Annotated in this window: 27 protein-coding genes and 1 other annotated feature; of the genes, 25 read left to right on the top strand and 2 right to left on the bottom strand. The window is 42.4% G+C overall.

Features of this window, described 5'->3' with window-relative positions; genetic code table 11:
* Positions 1-8 precede the first annotated feature (8 nt).
* The 25 genes from ETB99_RS11800 to pheA all read left to right on the top strand — a co-directional run bounded on the left by ETB99_RS11800 (position 9) and on the right by pheA (position 18,664).
* Positions 9-1,043 carry a type IV pilus twitching motility protein PilT gene (locus ETB99_RS11800; RefSeq protein WP_077428010.1) on the top strand — a complete coding sequence of 345 codons (1,035 nt, stop codon included), beginning with the start codon at positions 9-11 and terminating at the stop codon, positions 1,041-1,043.
* 6 nt (positions 1,044-1,049) lie between these two features.
* Entirely contained in the window at positions 1,050-2,258 is a 1,209-nt protein-coding gene (locus ETB99_RS11805; RefSeq protein ID WP_171700690.1) for a type II secretion system F family protein, read from the top strand.
* Between the two features lie 80 nt (positions 2,259-2,338).
* Complete coding sequence (locus ETB99_RS11810) at positions 2,339-2,872, top strand: prepilin-type N-terminal cleavage/methylation domain-containing protein (RefSeq protein WP_171700691.1); 534 nt, start codon at positions 2,339-2,341, stop codon at positions 2,870-2,872.
* Positions 2,873-2,912: 40 nt separating this feature from the next.
* Complete coding sequence (locus ETB99_RS11815) at positions 2,913-3,662, top strand: prepilin peptidase (protein ID WP_171700692.1); 750 nt, start codon at positions 2,913-2,915, stop codon at positions 3,660-3,662.
* A gap of 12 nt (positions 3,663-3,674) precedes the next feature.
* The gene (gene pilM, locus ETB99_RS11820) at positions 3,675-4,643 is read left to right on the top strand and encodes a type IV pilus biogenesis protein PilM (protein WP_077428018.1); all 969 of its coding nucleotides are present in this window, start codon (positions 3,675-3,677) and stop codon (positions 4,641-4,643) included.
* Positions 4,627-5,202 carry a PilN domain-containing protein gene (locus ETB99_RS11825; RefSeq protein ID WP_171700693.1) on the top strand — a complete coding sequence of 192 codons (576 nt, stop codon included), beginning with the start codon at positions 4,627-4,629 and terminating at the stop codon, positions 5,200-5,202. The genes pilM and ETB99_RS11825 overlap by 17 nt, the downstream gene beginning before the upstream one ends.
* Positions 5,199-5,825, top strand: a complete 627-nt coding sequence (locus tag ETB99_RS11830; protein ID WP_171700694.1) for a type 4a pilus biogenesis protein PilO — start codon at positions 5,199-5,201, stop codon at positions 5,823-5,825. Before ETB99_RS11825 ends, ETB99_RS11830 begins: the two co-directional genes overlap by 4 nt.
* 13 nt (positions 5,826-5,838) lie before the next feature.
* Complete coding sequence (locus ETB99_RS11835) at positions 5,839-6,279, top strand: type II secretion system protein (RefSeq protein WP_171700695.1); 441 nt, start codon at positions 5,839-5,841, stop codon at positions 6,277-6,279.
* A 105-nt stretch (positions 6,280-6,384) separates the two neighbouring features.
* Positions 6,385-7,167, top strand: coding sequence for an SPOR domain-containing protein (locus ETB99_RS11840; RefSeq protein ID WP_171700696.1), 783 nt, complete (start codon positions 6,385-6,387; stop codon positions 7,165-7,167).
* Between the two features lie 111 nt (positions 7,168-7,278).
* Positions 7,279-7,848, top strand: a complete 570-nt coding sequence (locus tag ETB99_RS11845; protein ID WP_006320430.1) for a Maf family protein — start codon at positions 7,279-7,281, stop codon at positions 7,846-7,848.
* Between the two features lie 28 nt (positions 7,849-7,876).
* Positions 7,877-8,551 (top strand): RadC family protein, encoded by a 675-nt coding sequence (gene radC / locus ETB99_RS11850; RefSeq protein WP_006320431.1) that lies wholly within the window; start codon positions 7,877-7,879, stop codon positions 8,549-8,551.
* 84 nt (positions 8,552-8,635) lie between these two features.
* Complete coding sequence (locus ETB99_RS11855; RefSeq protein WP_006320433.1) at positions 8,636-9,658, top strand: rod shape-determining protein; 1,023 nt, start codon at positions 8,636-8,638, stop codon at positions 9,656-9,658.
* 19 nt (positions 9,659-9,677) lie between these two features.
* Positions 9,678-10,538, top strand: coding sequence for a rod shape-determining protein MreC (gene mreC, locus ETB99_RS11860; protein ID WP_171700697.1), 861 nt, complete (start codon positions 9,678-9,680; stop codon positions 10,536-10,538).
* Complete coding sequence (mreD, locus tag ETB99_RS11865; RefSeq protein ID WP_077428032.1) at positions 10,535-11,059, top strand: rod shape-determining protein MreD; 525 nt, start codon at positions 10,535-10,537, stop codon at positions 11,057-11,059. Before mreC ends, mreD begins: the two co-directional genes overlap by 4 nt.
* A 37-nt stretch (positions 11,060-11,096) precedes the next feature.
* Positions 11,097-11,789, top strand: coding sequence for a septum site-determining protein MinC (gene minC / locus ETB99_RS11870; protein WP_309138151.1), 693 nt, complete (start codon positions 11,097-11,099; stop codon positions 11,787-11,789).
* Positions 11,790-11,791: 2 nt separating this feature from the next.
* Positions 11,792-12,598: a septum site-determining protein MinD gene (gene minD, locus ETB99_RS11875; protein ID WP_077428036.1), complete on the top strand. Its 807-nt coding sequence runs from the start codon at positions 11,792-11,794 to the stop codon at positions 12,596-12,598.
* A gap of 87 nt (positions 12,599-12,685) precedes the next feature.
* Positions 12,686-13,417: a M23 family metallopeptidase gene (locus tag ETB99_RS11880; protein WP_077428038.1), complete on the top strand. Its 732-nt coding sequence runs from the start codon at positions 12,686-12,688 to the stop codon at positions 13,415-13,417.
* On the top strand, positions 13,410-14,273 hold the full coding sequence (locus tag ETB99_RS11885) for a site-2 protease family protein (protein WP_077428040.1): 864 nt from the start codon (positions 13,410-13,412) through the stop codon (positions 14,271-14,273). Before ETB99_RS11880 ends, ETB99_RS11885 begins: the two co-directional genes overlap by 8 nt.
* Positions 14,274-14,317: 44 nt before the next feature.
* Positions 14,318-14,396: a sequence feature (ribosomal protein L21 leader region), on the top strand.
* A gap of 14 nt (positions 14,397-14,410) precedes the next feature.
* Entirely contained in the window at positions 14,411-14,719 is a 309-nt protein-coding gene (gene rplU, locus ETB99_RS11890) for a 50S ribosomal protein L21 (protein ID WP_003396311.1), read from the top strand.
* Positions 14,720-14,729: 10 nt separating this feature from the next.
* A complete protein-coding gene (locus ETB99_RS11895; RefSeq protein ID WP_006320440.1) occupies positions 14,730-15,065 on the top strand; it encodes a ribosomal-processing cysteine protease Prp in 336 nt (111 codons plus the stop codon).
* Positions 15,066-15,078: 13 nt separating this feature from the next.
* Positions 15,079-15,369: a 50S ribosomal protein L27 gene (rpmA, locus tag ETB99_RS11900; RefSeq protein WP_003396301.1), complete on the top strand. Its 291-nt coding sequence runs from the start codon at positions 15,079-15,081 to the stop codon at positions 15,367-15,369.
* A 92-nt stretch (positions 15,370-15,461) separates the two neighbouring features.
* On the top strand, positions 15,462-16,004 hold the full coding sequence (locus ETB99_RS11905) for a Spo0B C-terminal domain-containing protein (RefSeq protein ID WP_375153719.1): 543 nt from the start codon (positions 15,462-15,464) through the stop codon (positions 16,002-16,004).
* A 32-nt stretch (positions 16,005-16,036) separates the two neighbouring features.
* On the top strand, positions 16,037-17,323 hold the full coding sequence (gene obgE / locus ETB99_RS11910) for a GTPase ObgE (protein WP_006320445.1): 1,287 nt from the start codon (positions 16,037-16,039) through the stop codon (positions 17,321-17,323).
* Positions 17,324-17,345: 22 nt separating this feature from the next.
* Entirely contained in the window at positions 17,346-17,786 is a 441-nt protein-coding gene (locus ETB99_RS11915) for an ACT domain-containing protein (protein ID WP_004889247.1), read from the top strand.
* A 14-nt stretch (positions 17,787-17,800) separates the two neighbouring features.
* The gene (gene pheA, locus ETB99_RS11920) at positions 17,801-18,664 is read left to right on the top strand and encodes a prephenate dehydratase (RefSeq protein ID WP_077428044.1); all 864 of its coding nucleotides are present in this window, start codon (positions 17,801-17,803) and stop codon (positions 18,662-18,664) included.
* Between the two features lie 11 nt (positions 18,665-18,675).
* Here pheA and ETB99_RS11925 read toward each other — a convergent pair whose 3' ends face one another.
* Both ETB99_RS11925 and ETB99_RS11930 read right to left on the bottom strand, forming a co-directional pair.
* The gene (locus ETB99_RS11925; protein ID WP_077428046.1) at positions 18,676-19,209 is read right to left on the bottom strand and encodes a transcription repressor NadR; all 534 of its coding nucleotides are present in this window, start codon (positions 19,207-19,209) and stop codon (positions 18,676-18,678) included.
* Positions 19,206-20,342: an IscS subfamily cysteine desulfurase gene (locus tag ETB99_RS11930; protein ID WP_077428048.1), complete on the bottom strand. Its 1,137-nt coding sequence runs from the start codon at positions 20,340-20,342 to the stop codon at positions 19,206-19,208. Before ETB99_RS11930 ends, ETB99_RS11925 begins: the two co-directional genes overlap by 4 nt.
* Between the last annotated feature and the right edge of the window lie 66 nt (positions 20,343-20,408).

Genomic DNA, 20,408 nt, shown 5'->3' on the forward strand with positions numbered 1-20,408 from the left:
TGATGAAGATGAAACAAAAAGTAGATGCGATGTTGCGTGCTGCATTTGAATTAAAAGCATCTGATATTCATTTAACGGTCGGTATTCCTCCGATTTTTCGCATTAACGGAGATTTGAAACGATATGGGCAAGATGTATTGTCGCCAACCGATACAGAACAAATGGCAAAAGCGATCGTTCCAGAGCATATGTGGACGCGCTTTGAAACAGACGGCGAATTAGATTTGTCATATAGTCTTTCAGGCGTGTCACGCTTTCGTGTCAACGTGTTTAAACAACGTGGTTGCATATCGCTTGCTATTCGTATCGTGCCGACAAAAATTCCATCGCTTGAAGAATTGCAACTACCAGATGTATTAAAAAAGATGGTCACAAAACCTCAAGGCCTCATTCTCGTGACAGGACCGACGGGGAGCGGAAAATCGACAACGTTAGCTGCGATGATTGATTATATGAATAAAACGATGCGCAAACATATTATTACGCTTGAAGATCCGATTGAATACGTGCATAAACACGGGGGATGTGTCATTGATCAGCGCGAAGTTGGAACGGATACAAACAACTTCGCAAACGGGTTGCGGGCAGCGCTTCGTCAAGACCCAGACGTCATTTTAGTCGGCGAAATGCGCGATTTAGAAACGATTCAAACGGCAATTACCGCCGCAGAAACAGGACATCTTGTTTTCGGGACGCTTCATACGTCAAGTGCCCCTGCGACGATTGACCGAATTATTGATGTATTTCAACCAGAACAACAGGCACAAATTCGCATTCAGTTGGCGACAGTTTTAGTTTCCATTATTTCACAACGACTATTTCCGCGTGCACAAAAAAACGGAAGAATTGCCGCGACCGAGATTTTAATTAACAATGCAGCCGTTGCGAATCTAATTCGCAACGGGAAAATTCATCAAATTCCGAGCGTTATGCAGACGAATCGCGCGCTTGGCATGCATACACTTGAGGCGAACATTAAAGAGCTTGTCCAACAAGGACTGATTGCAAGAGAAACGGTTGAGCCGTACTTGCAGGAAGGATGATGACAAATGGCGCAATTTCGCTATGAAGCGCGTGATATGCGCGGACGAGTAAAAAAAGGGACGATTGTTGCTTCGTCACGTCGCGATGTGATGATGAAACTTCGTGAACAACGGTTGAAAGTGATCGACGTACGCGAAGTGCCACAAACGTTATTAACGAAAGAAATTACATTCGGTAACCCCGTCAAACTACAACATTTCGTTATTTATTTACGTCAATTTGCTACGCTTTTAAAAGCGGGAGTGACGATTGTAGATGCTACGCGCATTTTAGCGGAACAAACGGAAAGTAAAGCGTTAAAAAAAGCGCTCGTTCACATTGAGGAACGATTAAGAAGCGGTCAACCGCTATCTACAGCAATGACTGATCATCCGAACATTTTTCCACCGCTCGTCAGCAATATGATTCGCGCAGGGGAAGCGAGCGGAAGTATGGATGAAACGCTTGAGAGGCTCGCCGATCATTTTGAAAAAGTGCATCGAACGCGACAAAAAATTGTTTCCGCTTTGGCTTATCCTGTTGTTGTTGGCATCATTGCGGTCATCGTCGTCATCTTTTTGCTCGTTCAAGTCGTTCCGACATTCGTTTCGATGTTTGCTGATTTCGGTGCTGATTTGCCAGCGATTACGAAGTTTGTGCTACGTGCAAGTGAAGTGATGCAAACTTATTGGTGGGGCGTCATTTTACTTATGTTGATCATGTACGGCTTACTTCTATTGTTAAAAAAGCAAAAAAAGACGAAATATTATTTAGATGTGATCGTATTACGTATGCCGATTTTTGGTAGCATGATGCAAAAAGCGGTGCTTGCTCGTATGACGCGTACGTTAAGCTCGTTATTTTCAAGCGCTGTCCCTATTTTACAGGCGCTCGCGATCGTTGAAGAAGTTGTGGAAAACGAGGTGGTTGCTCGCGTCATTCGCACATCTCGTGATGCGCTAGAGCGAGGGGAATCGTTGACCGAGCCAATGAAGCGGCATTGGGCGTTCCCCCCTCTTGTAACACAAATGATTGCGATCGGAGAGCAAACGGGTTCACTTGATGCGATGCTTGCGAAAGTTGCCGACTTTTATGAAGCGGAAGTCGAAGCGGCTACCGATCGTTTAAAATCGCTTATTGAACCGCTTATGATCGTCTTGCTTGCCGGCGTTGTCGGGACGATTGTCACATCGATTTTAGTCCCGATGTTCGATATATTTAATCATATTCAATAATAAAACTAGTACTTTTCAACTAGATTGCTGGTGTTGTAAAATGATGAGAGAGATTATAAAAATTGCAAAGGAGAGAAATTATGTTAAAGAAATTGATTCGCAATGAAAAAGGTTTAACGTTAATTGAGTTATTGGCAGTTATCGTTATTTTAGGAATTATCGCCGCCATTGCAATTCCGAGCATCGGGGGATTAATCGACAACTCGAAAAAAGATGCGCACGTAGCAAACGCCCAGCAAATGATTAACGCGGCGAAAATTGCTGTAACGGCGGATAAAGATTTAATTCCGGCTAATGGGAAATACACAGTACTTCCGCTTGCTTATTTGGAGAATAAAGGATATTTAGAAACAGTAAAAGACCCTGATGGGGATGCTGAAACGTATGAAAAAGGACCTGACTCGTATGATGGCAAACCAATTACCAATCAAAATGATGATACAAAAGCATCATATTCTTACGTGCTTATAAAAAATGAAAACACAAAGTTAAAATATTATGTGAAACTAATTAATAGCTCACGTGGTGTATTTGGAACAGATGGAACTGCTGTAGAAGAAAAAGACTTAAAACGTGATGCAGTAAACGAAATTCAGCAACAGAATAATGATTAATAAATAAACAAATTTTAATTTACAATTAGAGTGATTGCATATGTTGTTTTTTATTTCTTTCCTCCTCGGTCTTTTTCTTGGCTCATTTTATAATGTTGTCGGGCTAAGGGTGCCGAAAGGGGAGTCGATTGTTGCGCCGCGTTCGCATTGTCCGTCTTGTAAGCGAACGTTAACGGCGTTTGAATTAATTCCGGTTGTTTCGTATGTGTTACAAAAAGGGAAATGTCGCGCATGTTCGGCGCGCATTTCCTTTGTTTATCCGTTCATTGAGCTGTCCACGGCGATATTGTTTGCGCTCGCCCCGCTTTTTGTCGGTTGGTCGGCGGAAGTAGCCGTTAGTTGGACGCTCATTTCTTTATTCGTTATTATTTTCGTTTCTGATGTGCATTATATGATTATTCCAAACCGTGTTTTATCATTTTTCGCCCCGCTTCTTCTTATTGAGCGTCTATGGTTTGCGCCGCTTACTCCGTGGTGGGATAGTTTGCTTGGAAGTGCTATCGGATTTATGACGTTATTTCTTATTGCGCTCGTGAGTAAAGGTGGCATGGGTGGTGGAGATATTAAACTGTTTGCCGTGATCGGTTTGGCGCTTGGGGTCAAACTGACGATTTTAGCGTTCTTTTTATCGACGTTCGTTGGGACGATATTCGGTTTGTTAGGGATGGCGATTGGGCGTGTAAAACGCGGCGAACCGATGCCGTTTGGCCCGGCGATTGCTGTCGGAACAATGATCGCTTACTTTTTTGGTGAAGCAATGATCGAGGCATACGTCAATGTTATGATGTAAGGAGAACAAACTATGCGGTTTTTTTCGATGAAAAATAAAGTAGGCAACATCGTCATAAAAGATCATGTTATTCGCTACGTAGAACTTAAACAAAAGCAACCGCTTGTTTTGCATACGTGCGAGGAATGGCCGCTTCCAGAAGGGATTGTGCGCGACGGAAAAATTGTTAATGAAGAACAGCTTACCGAAGTGTTAGAACAATGCGTGGACGAATGGAAAATAAAACATCGCCGCGTTCGTTTTCTCGTTCCTGATCCGCTCGTAGTCATTCGAAAAATATCGTTGCCAAAAGACGTGGACGTCGAAGATATACGCAGTTATTTATTTATGGAAATTGGCGCGACCATTCCACTTCCGTTTGAAGATGCGGTATTTGATTATGTGGTGCTTGAGAAAACGAAAGAAGCGCTCCACGTTTTATTATTTGCAGCTCCAGAAGCAAACGTGATGCAATATGCAGAACTGTTTGAAGCAGTTAAATTAAAACCGATTGTGGCAGATATTTCTCCGCTCAGTTTGTATCGTCTGTTTTATTCATTTGATTTAGCGAATGACGTCGATCACTTTTTATTCGTTCAATTTGATTTATCATCGTTAAACGTCAGTGTCTTTCATCAGCACCGTCCGATCTTTACACGACAGCTTGCCTTTGATTCACAATGGACATCTTGGGAAAAAACGAACGAAAGATGGAAGTGGTTAAACGAGGGTGAGCCGGAGTGGCAGCTTGAAGACGTATATAAAGAGTTAGAGCGCGTCATGAATTTTTATCGCTTTTCATTGCAGCGTGATGAAGCGCAAATTACGCGCGTCGTCGTTACCGGCGATCATCCGCTCGCTCATGCGTTTTCCGGTATGTTAAAAGATCGGCTTGATGTGGCTGTTGAAACATTGACGTTGCCGCTTTCGATCGACCCTGCTTACTACTTACCAATCGGACTCGGATTAAAAGAGGGTAATGGATATGTTAGTAGAAATTAATTTATTGCCAAAACGTGAACGGAAATCTCAAATCATCCCAATGATATCGATTGTGGTAGCTGTTTTATTGATCGTTGGCGCGACAACCTTTTATTTCATCGTTCAGCGTATGGAACAGCAAATATCGCAATTGAAAACAGAGCTCGATCAAACGAAAGCGCTTCGTATCGCTGAAGAAGAAAAACAAAAAACAGCAACGAACGCATCCGTTGGCGCACAGTTGCAAGAAGCGATTCAATGGGCAGAACAATACCCTGTTCATACGGTCGCGCTTTTACATGAATTGATTGAGCGATTGCCAGAGCGCGGCTTTTTAATGAGCGTTTCGTACGCCCGTGATGGTGCCATTCAACTAACGGCTCAATTTGATACAACACGTGAAAGCGCCGCCTATTTACAAGCGTTAAAAGAAGCATCGTTTATTGCTAATGTGAAATTAACGAGCTTAACTGCAACGGAAGGAAAATCAGAAGAAGGCACGATGCCGAGGTATGTCGGACAATTTTCCATTCAATTAAATATGGAGGAATGGAAAAAACAACAAGGAGGGAGAACATGAGAAAAGGTGTCATCGTCAGTCTCTCTCTCTTGTTAGTTGCATTGCTGTCATTTGCGCTTTATATATACGTGTACAAACCGCTCGATGACCGCAGAGAGCAAATTAAAACGGAACTACAAACCGAAAAAAAGTTGTTGCAAGCGTTGCAAAGTAAACAAACGCCAGATGAGTTGCGCGTGAGCATCGTAGAATTACAAAAGCGCGTTCCTGTTCAACCGTTTGTCGAGCAGTTTTTATTAAATATAGAAAAAGCAGAAGTTGTATCTAATAGTGAAGTGTTGTCGCTTACTTTTCAAGAAGGGGAACGCGTGGAAGGACCGCCAACACCCATTCAAAAATTGACAGTTAATCTATCTGTTCGTTCTCCTTCTTATTTTGCACTTGAACAGTTTATCGACACGTTGGAGCGGTCAAAGCGTATCGTTTCCGTTGATTCGCTATCGTTCACCGGATATGAAGAATGGACGACGGTTATGGATGAAGTACCAGCATTGTCTTATTCCTTGACTGTATCAACATTTTATGCACCAGAATTGCGCCAATGGATTGAGCAATTGCCACCACTTGATTTACCGCAACCGAGCGAAAAGCGCAATCCGTTTCCTTCACTAACGGAACAATAAAGGGGGCGGTCGAATGCAAGATGAGCGGGGAATGACGTTAATCGAACTGTTAGCTGTCATCGTCATTTTAAGCATTTTAGTCATGATTGCGACTGTCTCTGTCGTTGAGATCATTAAAAAATCGCGCGATCGAGCGTTTGTTGCGACAGCTTATACGCTCTATGAAGCTGCACGGCTTCACGTTGGTGCGCAAAAAGTAGAGTTTTTAACGCCAAATGAAAGCGAGATATTGACGTATGAACAATTAGTCGCTGATGGGGTTCTCGAAGGAATTATCGATCTATACACATCGAAACGTTTGCCGCCAAATGATGATTCATACGTCATTGTGACAAAACAAAGTGACGGTACGATCACATATGCCGTTTGTTTAAAAGGGGAAACGAAGCAAATTTGTAAAGAAAACGGCGTGCCTGTCGATCAATTGTCTGTCAATGATATTCAAGACAAGTAGTGCGAAATTTGACGAAAACCTTCCGCAACGAGACGACAAATGTCTCGTTTTTTTTTTCTTTTTTTATGTTACGATGGGCGAAGAATGACAGCGGGAGGGAAAAAAATGGACAAGCCAGCGAAAAAAGCGATTGTGATTAAAGTGAACGGAAAAGAACAGCCATACACGACAGTAACAAATACGTTGCCCCAATGGTCGAGCGAAGAACATGATAAACAAAACGAAACACAGGACGAGCTTACACCATTTGAAACGGGTAAACGATATACAAAACGATCCCCTTGGCGCTCGTTTATGTTGGCAGTTGTTTTAGCAGTCGTTCTTGGGACAAGCTTCGGTTTCCTTGTGTTAACAATCATTCCGACGACTGAAAATAAACTAGCATCGCCAGCGACGTTGGAACAAGAAAAAAAAGAAGAAACATCGATCGCGCAACGAACGGAAACGGTTTTTGTCATTCAAGGTGGAGTGTTTCAAGATGAAAAAGCAGCGAATGTATATGTACAAAAAATAAAGGCACAACAACGTCCGAGTGTAATGATTGGAAAACAGCCTGTTTATGTATTTTTAGGCATGGCATTGACAAAAGAGGAGGCAAAGCAAATCGCAAGTTTATACGAATCGCTCGGCATTGACACATATGTGAAAGCATGGAATGTATCCATCGACGAAAAAGAAAGTGAACCTTTTGTGATGGTCGTGTCCGCTATTAGTCGATTATTAAATGGACAGCAACTTCAAAATGAACAGTGGCAACAGCTACAGTCGTATTCGATTCATAACGAACAAATGAAAAAGGCGTATGAAGCGCTCCGCACGTTCCAACAGACAAAAGATGACGCAAAATTATGGGAAGCACAACAACATATATTACACGTTTTACATTAAGAAGCGAACAGCTTCTTTTTTTTGTCGAACCATTGTTTATTGTGTATAAATTTGGTACGATACAAGTGTATCTTCCTTGAAACAAACGCTCATGACAGAAAGGTGATGACGATGCAACTTGTATTAGCTTCTAGTTCTCCTCGCCGAAAACAACTTCTTCATATGCTTGGACTTCCGTTTGACATCCTCGTCAGCGATGTCGATGAATCGTTTGATGCAAAATTATCCCCAAGTGAAATTGTACAACAGCTCGCATATAAAAAAGCTAATGCGGTATGGCAACAAGCAAGCGATGCGTGCGTCATCGGTGCAGATACGATTGTCGTATGTGAAGGAGAAGTGCTTGGAAAGCCAGTAAGCGAACAAGACGCTTTTCGTATGTTAAAACGTTTATCTGGAACGACACATGAAGTGTGGACAGGGGTAGCGATTTGTACCGCAAACGAGTGCGTGACGTTTGCTGAAAAGACGGACGTGACGTTTTGGCCGCTTTCAGACGATGACATTTGGGCATATATTGCGACGAAAGAGCCGCTTGATAAAGCAGGGGCATATGGCATTCAACAACGTGGAGCGCTTTTTGTTCAAAAAATCGATGGCGATTATTTTTCTGTTGTTGGTTTGCCGATCGCTAAACTTGCTCGCGAATTAAAAAAATTCGGATTTTGTCCATTTCGTTAAAAAAAGGTTAAAATAGAGGGGGGAACGTATGCTTATTCGTCATGTTCCGCCCGATGAACGCCCGCGTGAACGCTTGCTTTCCGAAGGACCGCAAAGCTTATCAAATCAAGAATTGTTAGCCATTTTGCTTCGCACGGGGACGAAACAATATTCTGTTCTCACACTTGCACAACATTTACTCACCCATTTTGAAGGACTCCGCCAACTAAAAGATGCAACGATTGAAGAAATGACAAGCATTAAAGGAATCGGAAAAACAAAAGCGATTCAAATTATTGCAGCGCTTGAACTCGGTCGGCGTGTGCATCAACTTCAATATGACGATCGTTACGTCATTCGCTCGCCAGAAGACGGTGCACGATACGTCATGGAAGATATGCGTTTTTTAAGTCAAGAACATTTCGTTGTGTTATATTTAAATACGAAAAACCAAGTGATGCATAAAAAAACAGTATTTATTGGCAGTTTAAATGCATCAATTGTTCATCCACGCGAAGTGTATAAAGAGGCGATAAAACGTTCGGCAGCGTCGATTATTTGCATTCATAATCATCCGTCGGGGGACCCGACACCGAGCCGTGAAGATATTGAAGTGACGCGCAGGCTCGTGGAATGTGGTCGTCTCGTCGGCATTGAGCTGCTCGATCATTTAATTATTGGCGACAAAACATATGTAAGCTTAAAAGAAAAAGGATATGTGTAAATCGTTCTCTTTTCGTTGTAATTGCGTTATAATAAGTGTCATGAGTTTTTGAAAGCATTTTGTTTCAGAAAGGAAGATACGAATATGTTTGGCATTGGATCAAGAGATCTCGGAATAGATTTAGGTACTGCAAATACGCTTGTATACGTCAAAGGAAAAGGCATTGTTTTGCGCGAGCCTTCTGTTGTCGCGCTCCAAAAAGATACGAAGCAAATTGTGGCGGTTGGAAATGAAGCAAAGCAAATGATCGGACGTACACCAGGAAATGTTGTCGCACTCCGCCCGATGAAAGACGGAGTTATTGCCGATTATGAAACGACAGCCATTATGATGAAGTACTACATTAAGCAAGCGACAAAAAATAGCGGCCTGTTTGCTGGGAAGCCGTACGTCATGGTATGCGTACCATCAGGAATTACAGCGGTAGAGGAGCGCGCGGTCATCGATGCGACGAGACAAGCAGGGGCTCGTGATGCATATACGATCGAAGAGCCATTTGCGGCGGCGATCGGAGCAAACTTGCCTGTATGGGAGCCAACAGGAAGTATGGTCGTTGACATCGGGGGTGGCACAACGGAAGTCGCTGTCATTTCTTTAGGTGGGATTGTAACGAGCCAATCCATTCGTGTTGCTGGTGATGAAATGGATGAGGCAATTATCCAGTATATTCGCAAGACGTACAATTTAATGATCGGGGAGCGCACGGCAGAAGCAATTAAAGTTGAAATTGGTTCCGCAGGAAATCCAGAAGGAATCGGAAGCATGGAAATTCGCGGTCGCGACTTATTAACAGGGTTGCCAAAAACGATTGAAATTCATGCGGAAGAAATTGCAGAGGCTTTGCGTGATACCGTATATGCGATTGTTGATTCCGTAAAAAATACGCTAGAAAAAACGCCGCCAGAGCTTGCAGCCGATATTATGGATCGCGGCATCGTGTTAACAGGTGGAGGAGCTTTGTTACGGAACTTAGATAAAGTCATTAGCCAAGAAACGAACATGCCGGTCATTATTGCCGAAAACCCGCTCGATTGCGTTGCGATCGGTACAGGAAAAGCGCTTGATCATATCCACTTATTTAAAAATAAAGCGCGGGATCATCGCTGATGCGTAAGAAGGTGTTTTTATGCCGAAGTTTTTCTTAAATAAACGGCTTATCATATTGCTTGTCAGTATCATGGTTCTCGTCGCCTTGATCGGTTTTTCATTGAAAGAGCGAAACGAATTAAGTTGGATGGAAAAGTTTGTGAAAGACACTGTTGTTTTTATGCAATCGATCGTGCATAAGCCCGCACAGTTTGTTGCGGGCTTCTTTGAAAATGTGAATGATTTGCGCCATACATACGAAGAAAACAAGCGTTTAAAAGAGCATTTAGAGCAATACGTTCTTTTGCAATCGGAAGTGGAATCGCTAAAAAAAGAAAACGAACGTTTGCGTGAACTTTTGAATAAAAAAGAAGGTTTACGTGACTTTGTTGCCATTCAAGCGACAGTCATTGGGCGCAATCCAGAGCGTTGGGAAGAGACGTTAATTGTCAATAAAGGGTCACAGCACGGTGTGGAAAAAAATATGGCGGTCATTACGCCACAAGGACTAATCGGAAAAGTGCGGAGCGTATCGCCATTTAGCGCCACGGTGCAACTGCTAAGCGCAAAAGATCGGCAAAATCGCATTTCCGCATTTATTCAAGGAGATGAAAACGTATTCGGTTTAATAGAAGGATACGATGAAGAGCGAGAGACGTTGCTGCTTAAACGCATTCCGTATGACGCGAAAATCGAGAAAGGGCAGCGTGTCTTTACATCAGGACTTGGCGGGATTTTTCCAAAAGGATTGTTTATCGGAGAAGTGGAAGAAGTCGTTGCGGATGAGTACGGGCTTACACAAATTGCCTATATCAAGCCAGCAGCGAATTTTTATGACATCGATGATGTGATTATTGTGAAACGGAAAATTGAAATGTCGCAAGAGGAGGAAGGACAATGAACCGTTTGTTTCTTCCTTTCCTTGTGACCGTGATGTTTTTATCTGAAAGCATTATTGTTCAATTGTTTTCACAGCCATTATTTGATGTTTATTTGCTCGTCCCGCGTATGTTGCTCGTTTTTATCGTGTTTATTACGATTTTTATTGGACAAACAGAAGGAATGATGTACGGATTCATCTTCGGGCTATTATACGATGTAGCATATACGGAACTATTAGGTGCTTATGCCTTTGCCTTTTCGCTCATCGCCTATTTAATCGCAAAAGCGATGAACGTTTTTCATAAAAATGCATGGACGGCTTCTTTTTTTGCCATTGTGGCGATTGCATGTGTCGAATGGTACGCATACGCCATCCAACTTGTTATTGGTGGAACGACCATGTCTGTTCAAACGTTTTTACAAGCACGTTTTTTGCCAACGTTGTTTATTCATACAGTAATCATTTTGGTCGCCGCCTATCCGCTAAAGCAAACGTTGTTAAAGTGGCATGAGAAACAGGACGAATCGTCGCCAGTGTGAAGGAATACAAAAAAAATGCGGAGAAATATTCATTGAGGTGAAAGTCGTGGCTGGCAAGGAGAAAAGAGTATATGTGTCGATGAAAGGAACGAAAGAAGGACTGACGTTGTATCTCGACGATACGTGCGCCTATGACGAATTATTAAAACAAGTGGATGAGTTGTTGATGACGACAACTCGTGACGAGGAAGGTCCGCTTGTTTCGGTGCATGTACATGTGGGAAACAGATATTTGACGCGTGAGCAAGAAGAGCGATTGCGCGATGTGATTCGAATGAAAAAAAACTTAATCGTTCACTCGATTGTAAGCAACGTGATGACGAAACAAGAGGCGTTAGAATGGAAGAAGAAAAATGAAATTGTATCTGTTGCGAAAATTATTCGTTCTGGGCAAGTGCTACATGTCGATGGAGATTTACTGTTAATAGGTGATGTGAATCCTGGCGGAACTGTCATTGCCACAGGAAACATTTTTGTATTAGGGGCGTTACGTGGCATTGCTCATGCGGGATATGATGGGAATCGTCAAGCGATCATTGCTGCGTCAGTTATGAAGCCGACACAGTTGCGCATTAGCGATGTGATGAATCGAGCACCAGATTATCGTGCCGACGAAGGAAATGAAATGGAGTGCGCTTATATTGATGAACACGATCAAATTGTTGTCGATCGGTTGCAACTATTGATGCATTTACGACCGAATTTAACCCGATTAGAAAGGAGCATTTGACAGTGGGAGAAGCGATTGTTATTACTTCTGGTAAAGGTGGCGTTGGCAAAACAACAACGACAGCAAATCTCGGAACGGCGCTTGCGCTTTTAGGAAAGCGTGTCTGTCTCGTTGATACTGACATCGGTTTGCGCAATCTTGATGTCATTATGGGATTAGAAAATCGCATCATTTACGATCTTGTCGATGTTGCTGAAGGACGTTGCACCGTTCAAAAAGCGCTTGTGAAAGATAAGCGATTTGAAGATCGTTTATATTTGTTGCCAGCTGCTCAAACGAGTGACAAATCTGCTGTGACGCCGGAACAAATGAAACAGCTCATTGACGATTTAAGACAAGATTACGATTATATTTTAATTGATTGTCCTGCAGGTATTGAACAAGGATATAAAAATGCTGTCGCGGGAGCGGATGAAGCGATTGTTGTGACAACCCCAGACATTTCAGCGGTTCGCGATGCCGACCGAATTATCGGTTTGCTTGAAAAAGAAGAGCATATGAGACGACCACGTTTAATTATTAACCGCATTCGTAGTCATATGTTGAAAAATCATGATATGTTAGATATTGATGAAATTGTCATGCACTTATCGATTGATTTACTCGGTATTATTGTCGATGATGAACATGTGATTAAAGCATCAAACAATGGTGAACCGATCGTTCTCGATCCGAATAGTAAAGCATCGCTAGCGTATCGCAACATCGCCCGTCGCCTTCTCGGTGAATCGGTGCCGCTTATGTCGCTTGATGATGAAGAACAAAAAGGCTTTTTCTCGAAAATTAAAAAACTGTTTAGCGCTCGTTAGCACTTCCATTTGGAGGTGCTTTTTTCATTCATATCTTCTCTATTTCCCAAATACATATAATACAAATAGGACGAGAGGGGTGGGAGTGTGAGCGATCGAATTGAACATATTCGAAAACGAATGGCCAAGCGAAAAAAGCAACGCGAACGCTACGTTCAAACGATGTTGACGAATTGGAGCGAAGATGAAAAATACGGGAATCCGACCGTTGTGACGTATGACGGCGATCGGGAGCCGCCGCTGTTTCGTAAAGATATATTTTTATTGAAAAGTTTTTTGGCGGCGATGTTATTTTTTAGCGTTGCCATTTTGTTTCAATATGATTCTCCGAAAATGGAAGAAGCACGCACATTCGTCAAACAAGTGATGGAAAAAGATTTTCAATTTGCGACCGTTGCGCAATGGTATGAAAACACATTCGGCAAGCCGCTTGCATTTTTTCAAACAAAAAAACAACAAGAGACAACTGCTACAGCGTATGCCTTCCCTGCTTCAGCACGTGTTGTAGAAACATTCGAACATAATGGACAAGGCGTTGTTATTGAAACTAATCAAGCCATTAAAGCAGTCGAAGAAGGGATTGTCGTGTTTGCCGGTGTGAAAGAACCGTACGGAAAAACGGTCATTATTCAACATGCGGACGGAAGCGAAACGTGGTATGGAAAATTATCAGCTATTTCTGTAAAGTTGTATGATTTTATTGAGGTGGGAAAAGAAGTAGGGAAGGCGGAAGAGAATAATCAGAAAAGTGTATTTTATTTTGCCGTTAAAAAAGGGGATCGCTTCATTGATCCGGTTCAGGTGATTTCCTTTGAATAAATGGGTAGCTATATTTATGAACATTCATATTCATCCGCTCTTTTGGTTTGTTGCGTTGATAGCTGTCATGACTGCGCAATTTCAGACGCTCCTTTTACTATTTTGGATTGTGCTTTGGCACGAACTTGGACACGTTGTAGCGGCGCACATGTTTTCATGGCGTGTCAAACGTGTTTTACTCTTGCCGTTTGGCGGGGTAGCGGAGATAGATGAGCACGGAAATCGTCCGTTTCATGAAGAATTGATCGTAACACTAGCAGGTCCGTTTCAGCACATATTTATTTTTTTTATGGCATATATCGCTCACGAGGCAAACATGTTATCTAATGAATGGTATCAGCAGATCATTGAATATAATTTATCTATTTTACTTATTAACTTATTGCCGATTTGGCCGCTTGATGGAGGAAAGCTAATGTTCCTTTATCGCACAGCGCGTACGTCGTTTCGGCGTGCGCATGAACAAACGCTTTATTTCTCCTTCCTTTTCTTGATTATATATTTTATTGCTTTATTGGTCGTCGCACCGGCGCACATGAATTTATGGATCATTGGTCTTTTTTTAGCGCATGCTATTTGGTTTGAATGGAAGCAAAGAACATATGTATGGATCCGTTTCTTACTTGAACGTTACTACGGAAAACGAACGGAATATCGAGCGTTAAAGCGTCTTGTCGTTGATGCAAATGATCCGTTATTTCGCGTCCTTCTTTTGTTTCATCGCGGAAAAAAACATGCGATTATCGTAAAGAAAAATCAAATGGAAATGGAACTCGACGAAAACGAATTGTTGTACGCATATTTTCATGAGAAACGAACAAATGAACCGATCGGCCATTTCATTTATACGTATTGACAATTGTTTTCTTTTTATGCTATCATCTTCTATGTTGTGTAGCACCCGTGCTACAACCGCTCAGCTAAGGCTATTTAAGCGTTCGCTTGAACCGCCTCGCAGCTGGCGAGTCTGAGTCTAGTTTAGGAGGTGCAAATATGTACGCGATTATTGAAACTGGTGGAAAACAAATTAAAGTACAAGAAGGCCAAGCGATTTACATCGAGAAAATCGATGCAGCAGAAGGCGAAACTGTAACATTTGACAAAGTGTTATTTGTAGGTGGCGAAAACGTAAAAGTTGGCAATCCTACAGTCGCTGGCGCAACAGTAACGGCGAAAGTTGAAAAACATGGTCGTCAAAAGAAGATCATCGTTTTCAAATATAAGCCAAAGAAAAACTATCGTCGTAAGCAAGGTCATCGCCAACCATACACAAAAGTTGTTATCGAAAAAATTAACGCATAAGGCGTAAGCGATGATTCGCATAACAATTAATCGGACGTCAGAAGGGACGATTCGTTCCTTTACCATTAGCGGACACGCTCAGTTTGCGAAGCGTGGACAAGACATTGTATGTGCAGGTGTATCAGCTATTTCGTTTGGTGCGGTCAATGCAATCATTGCCTTGACGAATGTGAAACCGATCATTCAACAAGGGAAAGACGGCTATCTTCATTGTGAACTTCCGACAATTGAAGATGCGAAAGTACTAGCCGATGTGCAACTTCTTCTTGAAGGAATGATCGTGTCGCTCCAAACGATTGAGCGTGATTACGGTAAATACGTCAACATAACGACGAAAACGTTGTAGGAGGTGACACGACATGTTGCGTTTAGATCTTCAGTTTTTCGCATCGAAAAAAGGGGTAGGTTCAACAAAGAACGGTCGTGATTCGATCGCAAAACGTCTTGGTGCGAAGCGTGCGGACGGTCAATTCGTTACAGGCGGTTCAATTCTTTACCGTCAACGCGGAACAAAAATTTATCCAGGATTAAACGTAGGCCGCGGTGGCGACGACACACTTTATGCGAAAGTTGACGGCATCGTTCGCTTCGAGCGCATGGGTCGCGATCGTAAAAAAGTGAGCGTTTATCCTGTTGTAAAAGAAGCATAAGGAAGTGGAAAACTCTAACCGACTTGGTTAGGGTTTTCTTTTTGTTGTCGTATGTTATAATTATACTCAAAATGTTTATGGGAGAATGAATGATGGAGAAGCGGTGGACAATTGTAGAAGCGTTGCGTCATTCCAGGCACGACTGGCTCAATAAAATTCAGCTCATTAAAGGGAATTTATCTTTGCAACGGATGGATCGCGTCAATGAGATTATTCAACAAATTATCATTGAGGCAGAACATGAAGCGAAGCTAACGAATTTACAAGCAGGGCGCTTCGCTGAATTGCTTATGACGTACCATTGGCAAGCTCGTCATATTCAACTAGAGTATGAAGTGTTAGGAGAGCCACGCTCGCTACATGCATACGATCATATGCTCGTTACGTGGTGTCAAACATTTTTACATATGCTTGAGGAATGTTCTTCTCCACATGTTGAAAACTATGTAACGATTACGATCGATTTAACAGGAAAAGATGTGCGCTTATTTTTTGACTATCGCGGCATGCTTCACAAACTCGAGGCGGTGAAAGCATGGATTCAAAAACATAGTCAATATGAGGCGCTCTCGCTTTATGAATATGTCATTCAAGAACATGAACTAACGCTATGTGCAACTATTTCATCTTTTTAAATGAAAGATGAACAGATCGGAGGAGAAAGACGATGTTTGTTGATCAAGTGAAAATATATGTGAAAGGTGGCGACGGCGGAAACGGAATGGTCGCGTTTCGGCGCGAAAAATACGTTCCCAAAGGCGGGCCTGCTGGAGGGGACGGTGGAAAAGGTGGCGATGTCGTATTTGTTGTTGATGAAGGATTACGTACGTTAATGGATTTTCGCTACCAACGTCATTTTAAAGCGCCACGTGGCGAACATGGTATGTCGAAAAATCAACACGGAAAAAACGCCGAAGATTTGATTGTGAAAGTGCCACCGGGAACAGTTGTTATTGACGATGAAACGAAAGAAGTCATTGCTGATTTAACAGAACATGGACAACGATTTGTCGTAGCAAAAGGTGGTCGCGGTGGACGGGGGAATACTCGCTTTGCAACCGCATCGAATCCGGCGCCAGAAATTGCTGAAAACGGTGAGCCGGGACAAGAACGATACGTGACATTAGAATTAAAACTGCTTGCAGATGTGGGGCTTGTCGGTTTTCCAAGCGTCGGTAAGTCGACGTTACTGTCGGTCGTTTCAGCAGCGAAGCCGAAAATCGCAGACTATCATTTTACGACGATCGTTCCTAATCTAGGTGTTGTTGAAACGGAAGATGGTCGCAGCTTCGTAATGGCAGATTTACCAGGTCTCATTGAAGGGGCACACCAAGGCGTTGGACTTGGGCATCAATTTTTACGTCATATTGAACGAACGCGCGTCATTGTGCACGTAATTGATATGGCTGCCATCGAAGGACGGGATCCGTACGAAGATTATGTAGTCATTAACGAAGAATTAAAACAATATAATTTACGTCTAACAGAGCGACCACAAATTATTGTGGCGAATAAAATGGATATGCCAAATGCTGAGGAACATTTGCAACAGTTCAAACAAAAATTAAATGAAGATGTGCCGATTTTCCCAATTTCAGCAGTCACGCGCCAAGGGATTCGTGAACTGTTATTTGCGATTGCCGACTTGCTTGAAACGACGCCGGAATTTCCGCTCTATCCTCAAGAGGAAGAAGCGATTCATCGCGTCGTTTACAAGCTTGAAAAAGAAGAAGCTCCGTTTCATATTACGCGCGATGATGATGGGACGTTTATTTTATCCGGAGAAAAGATTGAAAAACTGTTCAAAATGACCGATTTTTCACGCGAAGAGTCCGTGCGTCGTTTTGCGCGTCAGTTGCGTTCACTTGGAGTCGACGATGCATTGCGCGCTCGCGGAGCAAAAGATGGAGATATTGTCAAACTGTTGAATTACGAATTTGAATTTGTTGATTAATGCGAAAGGGGGCGTCTGTGCGGTGGATAAAAAGTTTTACTTAGTGCGTGAAGATGTGTTGCCTGAGGCGATGAAAAAAGTATTGGCTGCAAAAGAATTAATTGAACGAAAAAAAGTTGATTCTGTCGCTGACGCTGTGCAACTTGTCGATGTTAGCCGAAGCGTTTTTTACAAATATCGCGACGCCGTTTTTCCATTTCATACGATGGTTCGCGAAAAAATTATTACGCTTTTTTTTCATTTAGAAGACCGCTCAGGCACCCTTTCAAAGCTGTTAAGTGTTGTTGCAGCAGCCAATTGCAACGTGCTTACGATTCACCAAACGATTCCGCTTCAAGGACGTGCAAACGTGACGTTATCGATCAGTACAAGCGAGATGACGATGACGATTGATGAGCTACTTTCGCAATTAAAACAACTGCCTTTTGTTGAAAAAGTAGAGATTCTCGGTTCAGGGGCGTAGAGAGGAGAGGAAATGTGAAAATCGGATATTTAGGACCAAAAGGGACGTTTACGCATGCGGCCGTTGAGGCGGTTTTTCCACATATTCTGAACGTCCCATATCATACAATTCCGCAATGCATGGACGCTGTCCGTGACGGCGAAGTGGAGTTTGCTGTCGTTCCGTTAGAAAATGCGCTCGAAGGTTCCGTCAATTTGACGATTGATTATTTAATTCACGAATGTAATTTGCCGATTGTAGGGGAAATTATCGCACCGATTGAACAACATTTGCTCGTTCATCCGTCTCAATTGGACGATTGGAAGCACATTAAACGTATTTATTCCCATTCACATGCGATTGCACAATGTCATAAGTTTTTACATCGTCATTTAAAGCATGCCACGTACGAATACGTCACTTCAACAAGTGCAGCAGCTCAATATGTAAGCGAGCATCCGAAAGAAAATATTGCAGCGATTGGCAATCGTCTGGCTGCAAAACAATACGGTTTAGCGATTGCGAAAGAAAACATTCATGATTATGACTACAACCATACGCGCTTTATCGTATTGCACCGTGAACGCTGTTTATTGCCTGTAAAAGATCAAGAAGACGGATTTAAAACAACGTTGATGGTTATGTTGCCAAAAGATCAAGCAGGAGCGCTTCATCAAGTGTTATCGGCGTTTGCATGGCGAAAGCTCAACTTAACAAAAATTGAGTCAAGACCAGCGAAAACAGGCTTAGGGAACTACTTTTTCATTATTGATATCGATCAAAAAATGGATGACGTTTTAATTCCGGGAGCGATTGCGGAGCTAGAAGCGCTCGGCTGTACGGTGCAACTATTAGGCAGCTATCCATATTATACCGTAAAAAAAACATCCCTCGTGTAAAGGGATGTTTTTTATTCGATTAAAAATCCTGCTTGTTTTAAAGCTGTACATGCTTCATCGAGCTTTTCTACACGATCTGCTTCAAGCGTATGCAAATGCACACCATCTGTCAGTTGAGATAAATAGGCAGATTTCGTTTCGTTAATTTTTCGAATAAATTCATCGACTTCTAACCGATTGCTGACCATAATCGACGCTGTTAAGTCACCGTATACGGGATGTTCAATTTTGACATCTTTAACAGTAACGCCATGATCGACAATAGTGTACAGTTCGTCTTTTGTTTGTTCTGGCGTATGACAACAAGCAACCACGCGCGTATACATGTGAGTAGAAGAAGGCGATAAATATAAATATCCTTGGCTTGTGGCGATAATTGGCTCGTTTCTTGCTTTTAATAGCGAAATATCTTGAACGATAACTTGACGACTGACGTTTGTTTTATTGGCTAATTCAGTCCCTGTCATCGGGCGATGGTTCTCTTTTAGCCATTGCAAAATAAGCGCTCGTCGTTCCTCCCCAAGTAATTTTCTCTCTTTTTTCATGTTGACATCCTTTCTTTTTGAAGCTGTTCAAGTACAGAAACAACGGCTTCGATTTCGCTTTTTGTTGTATGCACACCAAATGAAAGACGAATGAATTGCTTCGCTTCATCGTCCTCCTTGCCGATCGCGATCATCGTTTTTGAAGGAGCTTGTTTTCCGACTTGACATGCGCTTCCCGTCGAAATGGCTATTCCGTGACGATTGCAGTGCAACATGACATATTGTCCTTCAAAGCCGTGAACGAGACAGCCTACAATTTGTGGCAATTGGTCAGTCGGATGCTCAAAAACAGTTATCGGTAGTTGTTTTTGAACGATTTGCTCAACAAAATAGCGACGCAATTCATTCATATGATGTTGCGCTGTTGTGCGCTTTTTTTCGATTTCAAGAGCCGCTGTTGTAAAAGAAGCGATGCCGGGGACGTTGACCGTTCCCGGTCGAAATCCGCCTTCATGTGTTGTGTTTGGTAACGACATGTGCCAAGGGACGCGTGGGTTGATATAAACAGCTCCAACTCCTTTCGGACCGTAAATTTTATGGCTAGAGATGGATATGCTATCGAGATGGAACTGTTTCACATCTATCGGTATTTTACCAAAAGTTTGTACACAATCGCTATGAAAGATAATTTGTTTTTTCTTTAACAATTCACCAATTTGCTTTAATGTTTGAATTGTGCCAATTTCAGAATTCGCATGTTGAATAGATACAAGAATCGTTTCTTCTGTCAACGCCCGTTCAAGCGCTTCAATATTTACTTGTCCAAAACGATCGACAGGAACGTACGTGACGGTGAATCCTTCTTGTTCTAGCTGGGCGCATACCGCATGGACGGAAGCGTGTTCAACGCTTGATGTAATAATATGTTTTCCTTTGTGACAATGGGCATAAGCGAGCGAACGAATAGCAAGGACGTTTGCCTCCGTCCCACCGCTTGTGAAATATATCCCTTTTTCTTCTCCTCCAACGAGTTGAGCGATTTGTTTTCGGCAAACGGTAAGCAACTCATTTGCCGCTGTTCCGATGTCATGGAGACTGCTGGCGTTTCCAAAATATTTTTTTGCGCTTTCTACATAAACAGCTAACGCTTCTTCACTCATCGGTGTTGTTGCAGCGTGATCTAAATAAATCATCTCATTCACCAACTTCCAAAACAAAAGTCTTGTCATCAGTTTAAATATATGTCAATATAGGTGTCA

Source organism: Anoxybacillus sp. CHMUD (genome assembly GCF_013096965.1).
In the GTDB taxonomy this organism is placed as follows: Bacteria; Bacillota; Bacilli; order Bacillales; family Anoxybacillaceae; genus Anoxybacillus; species Anoxybacillus kestanbolensis_A.

What these genes read in the sequence shown, in the direction of transcription:
- ETB99_RS11800 (WP_077428010.1), top strand. Translation starts at nt 9, where the DNA reads ATGAAACAAAAAGTAGATGCGATGTTGCGTGCTGCATTTGAATTAAAA.
- ETB99_RS11805 (WP_171700690.1), top strand. Translation starts at nt 1,050, where the DNA reads ATGGCGCAATTTCGCTATGAAGCGCGTGATATGCGCGGACGAGTAAAA.
- ETB99_RS11810 (WP_171700691.1), top strand. Translation starts at nt 2,339, where the DNA reads ATGTTAAAGAAATTGATTCGCAATGAAAAAGGTTTAACGTTAATTGAG.
- ETB99_RS11815 (WP_171700692.1), top strand. Translation starts at nt 2,913, where the DNA reads ATGTTGTTTTTTATTTCTTTCCTCCTCGGTCTTTTTCTTGGCTCATTT.
- pilM (WP_077428018.1), top strand. Translation starts at nt 3,675, where the DNA reads ATGCGGTTTTTTTCGATGAAAAATAAAGTAGGCAACATCGTCATAAAA.
- ETB99_RS11825 (WP_171700693.1), top strand. Translation starts at nt 4,627, where the DNA reads ATGTTAGTAGAAATTAATTTATTGCCAAAACGTGAACGGAAATCTCAA.
- ETB99_RS11830 (WP_171700694.1), top strand. Translation starts at nt 5,199, where the DNA reads ATGAGAAAAGGTGTCATCGTCAGTCTCTCTCTCTTGTTAGTTGCATTG.
- ETB99_RS11835 (WP_171700695.1), top strand. Translation starts at nt 5,839, where the DNA reads ATGCAAGATGAGCGGGGAATGACGTTAATCGAACTGTTAGCTGTCATC.
- ETB99_RS11840 (WP_171700696.1), top strand. Translation starts at nt 6,385, where the DNA reads ATGGACAAGCCAGCGAAAAAAGCGATTGTGATTAAAGTGAACGGAAAA.
- ETB99_RS11845 (WP_006320430.1), top strand. Translation starts at nt 7,279, where the DNA reads ATGCAACTTGTATTAGCTTCTAGTTCTCCTCGCCGAAAACAACTTCTT.
- radC (WP_006320431.1), top strand. Translation starts at nt 7,877, where the DNA reads ATGCTTATTCGTCATGTTCCGCCCGATGAACGCCCGCGTGAACGCTTG.
- ETB99_RS11855 (WP_006320433.1), top strand. Translation starts at nt 8,636, where the DNA reads ATGTTTGGCATTGGATCAAGAGATCTCGGAATAGATTTAGGTACTGCA.
- mreC (WP_171700697.1), top strand. Translation starts at nt 9,678, where the DNA reads ATGCCGAAGTTTTTCTTAAATAAACGGCTTATCATATTGCTTGTCAGT.
- mreD (WP_077428032.1), top strand. Translation starts at nt 10,535, where the DNA reads ATGAACCGTTTGTTTCTTCCTTTCCTTGTGACCGTGATGTTTTTATCT.
- rplU (WP_003396311.1), top strand. Translation starts at nt 14,411, where the DNA reads ATGTACGCGATTATTGAAACTGGTGGAAAACAAATTAAAGTACAAGAA.
- ETB99_RS11895 (WP_006320440.1), top strand. Translation starts at nt 14,730, where the DNA reads ATGATTCGCATAACAATTAATCGGACGTCAGAAGGGACGATTCGTTCC.
- rpmA (WP_003396301.1), top strand. Translation starts at nt 15,079, where the DNA reads ATGTTGCGTTTAGATCTTCAGTTTTTCGCATCGAAAAAAGGGGTAGGT.
- ETB99_RS11905 (WP_375153719.1), top strand. Translation starts at nt 15,462, where the DNA reads ATGGAGAAGCGGTGGACAATTGTAGAAGCGTTGCGTCATTCCAGGCAC.
- obgE (WP_006320445.1), top strand. Translation starts at nt 16,037, where the DNA reads ATGTTTGTTGATCAAGTGAAAATATATGTGAAAGGTGGCGACGGCGGA.
- ETB99_RS11925 (WP_077428046.1), bottom strand. Translation starts at nt 19,209, where the DNA reads ATGAAAAAAGAGAGAAAATTACTTGGGGAGGAACGACGAGCGCTTATT.
- ETB99_RS11930 (WP_077428048.1), bottom strand. Translation starts at nt 20,342, where the DNA reads ATGATTTATTTAGATCACGCTGCAACAACACCGATGAGTGAAGAAGCG.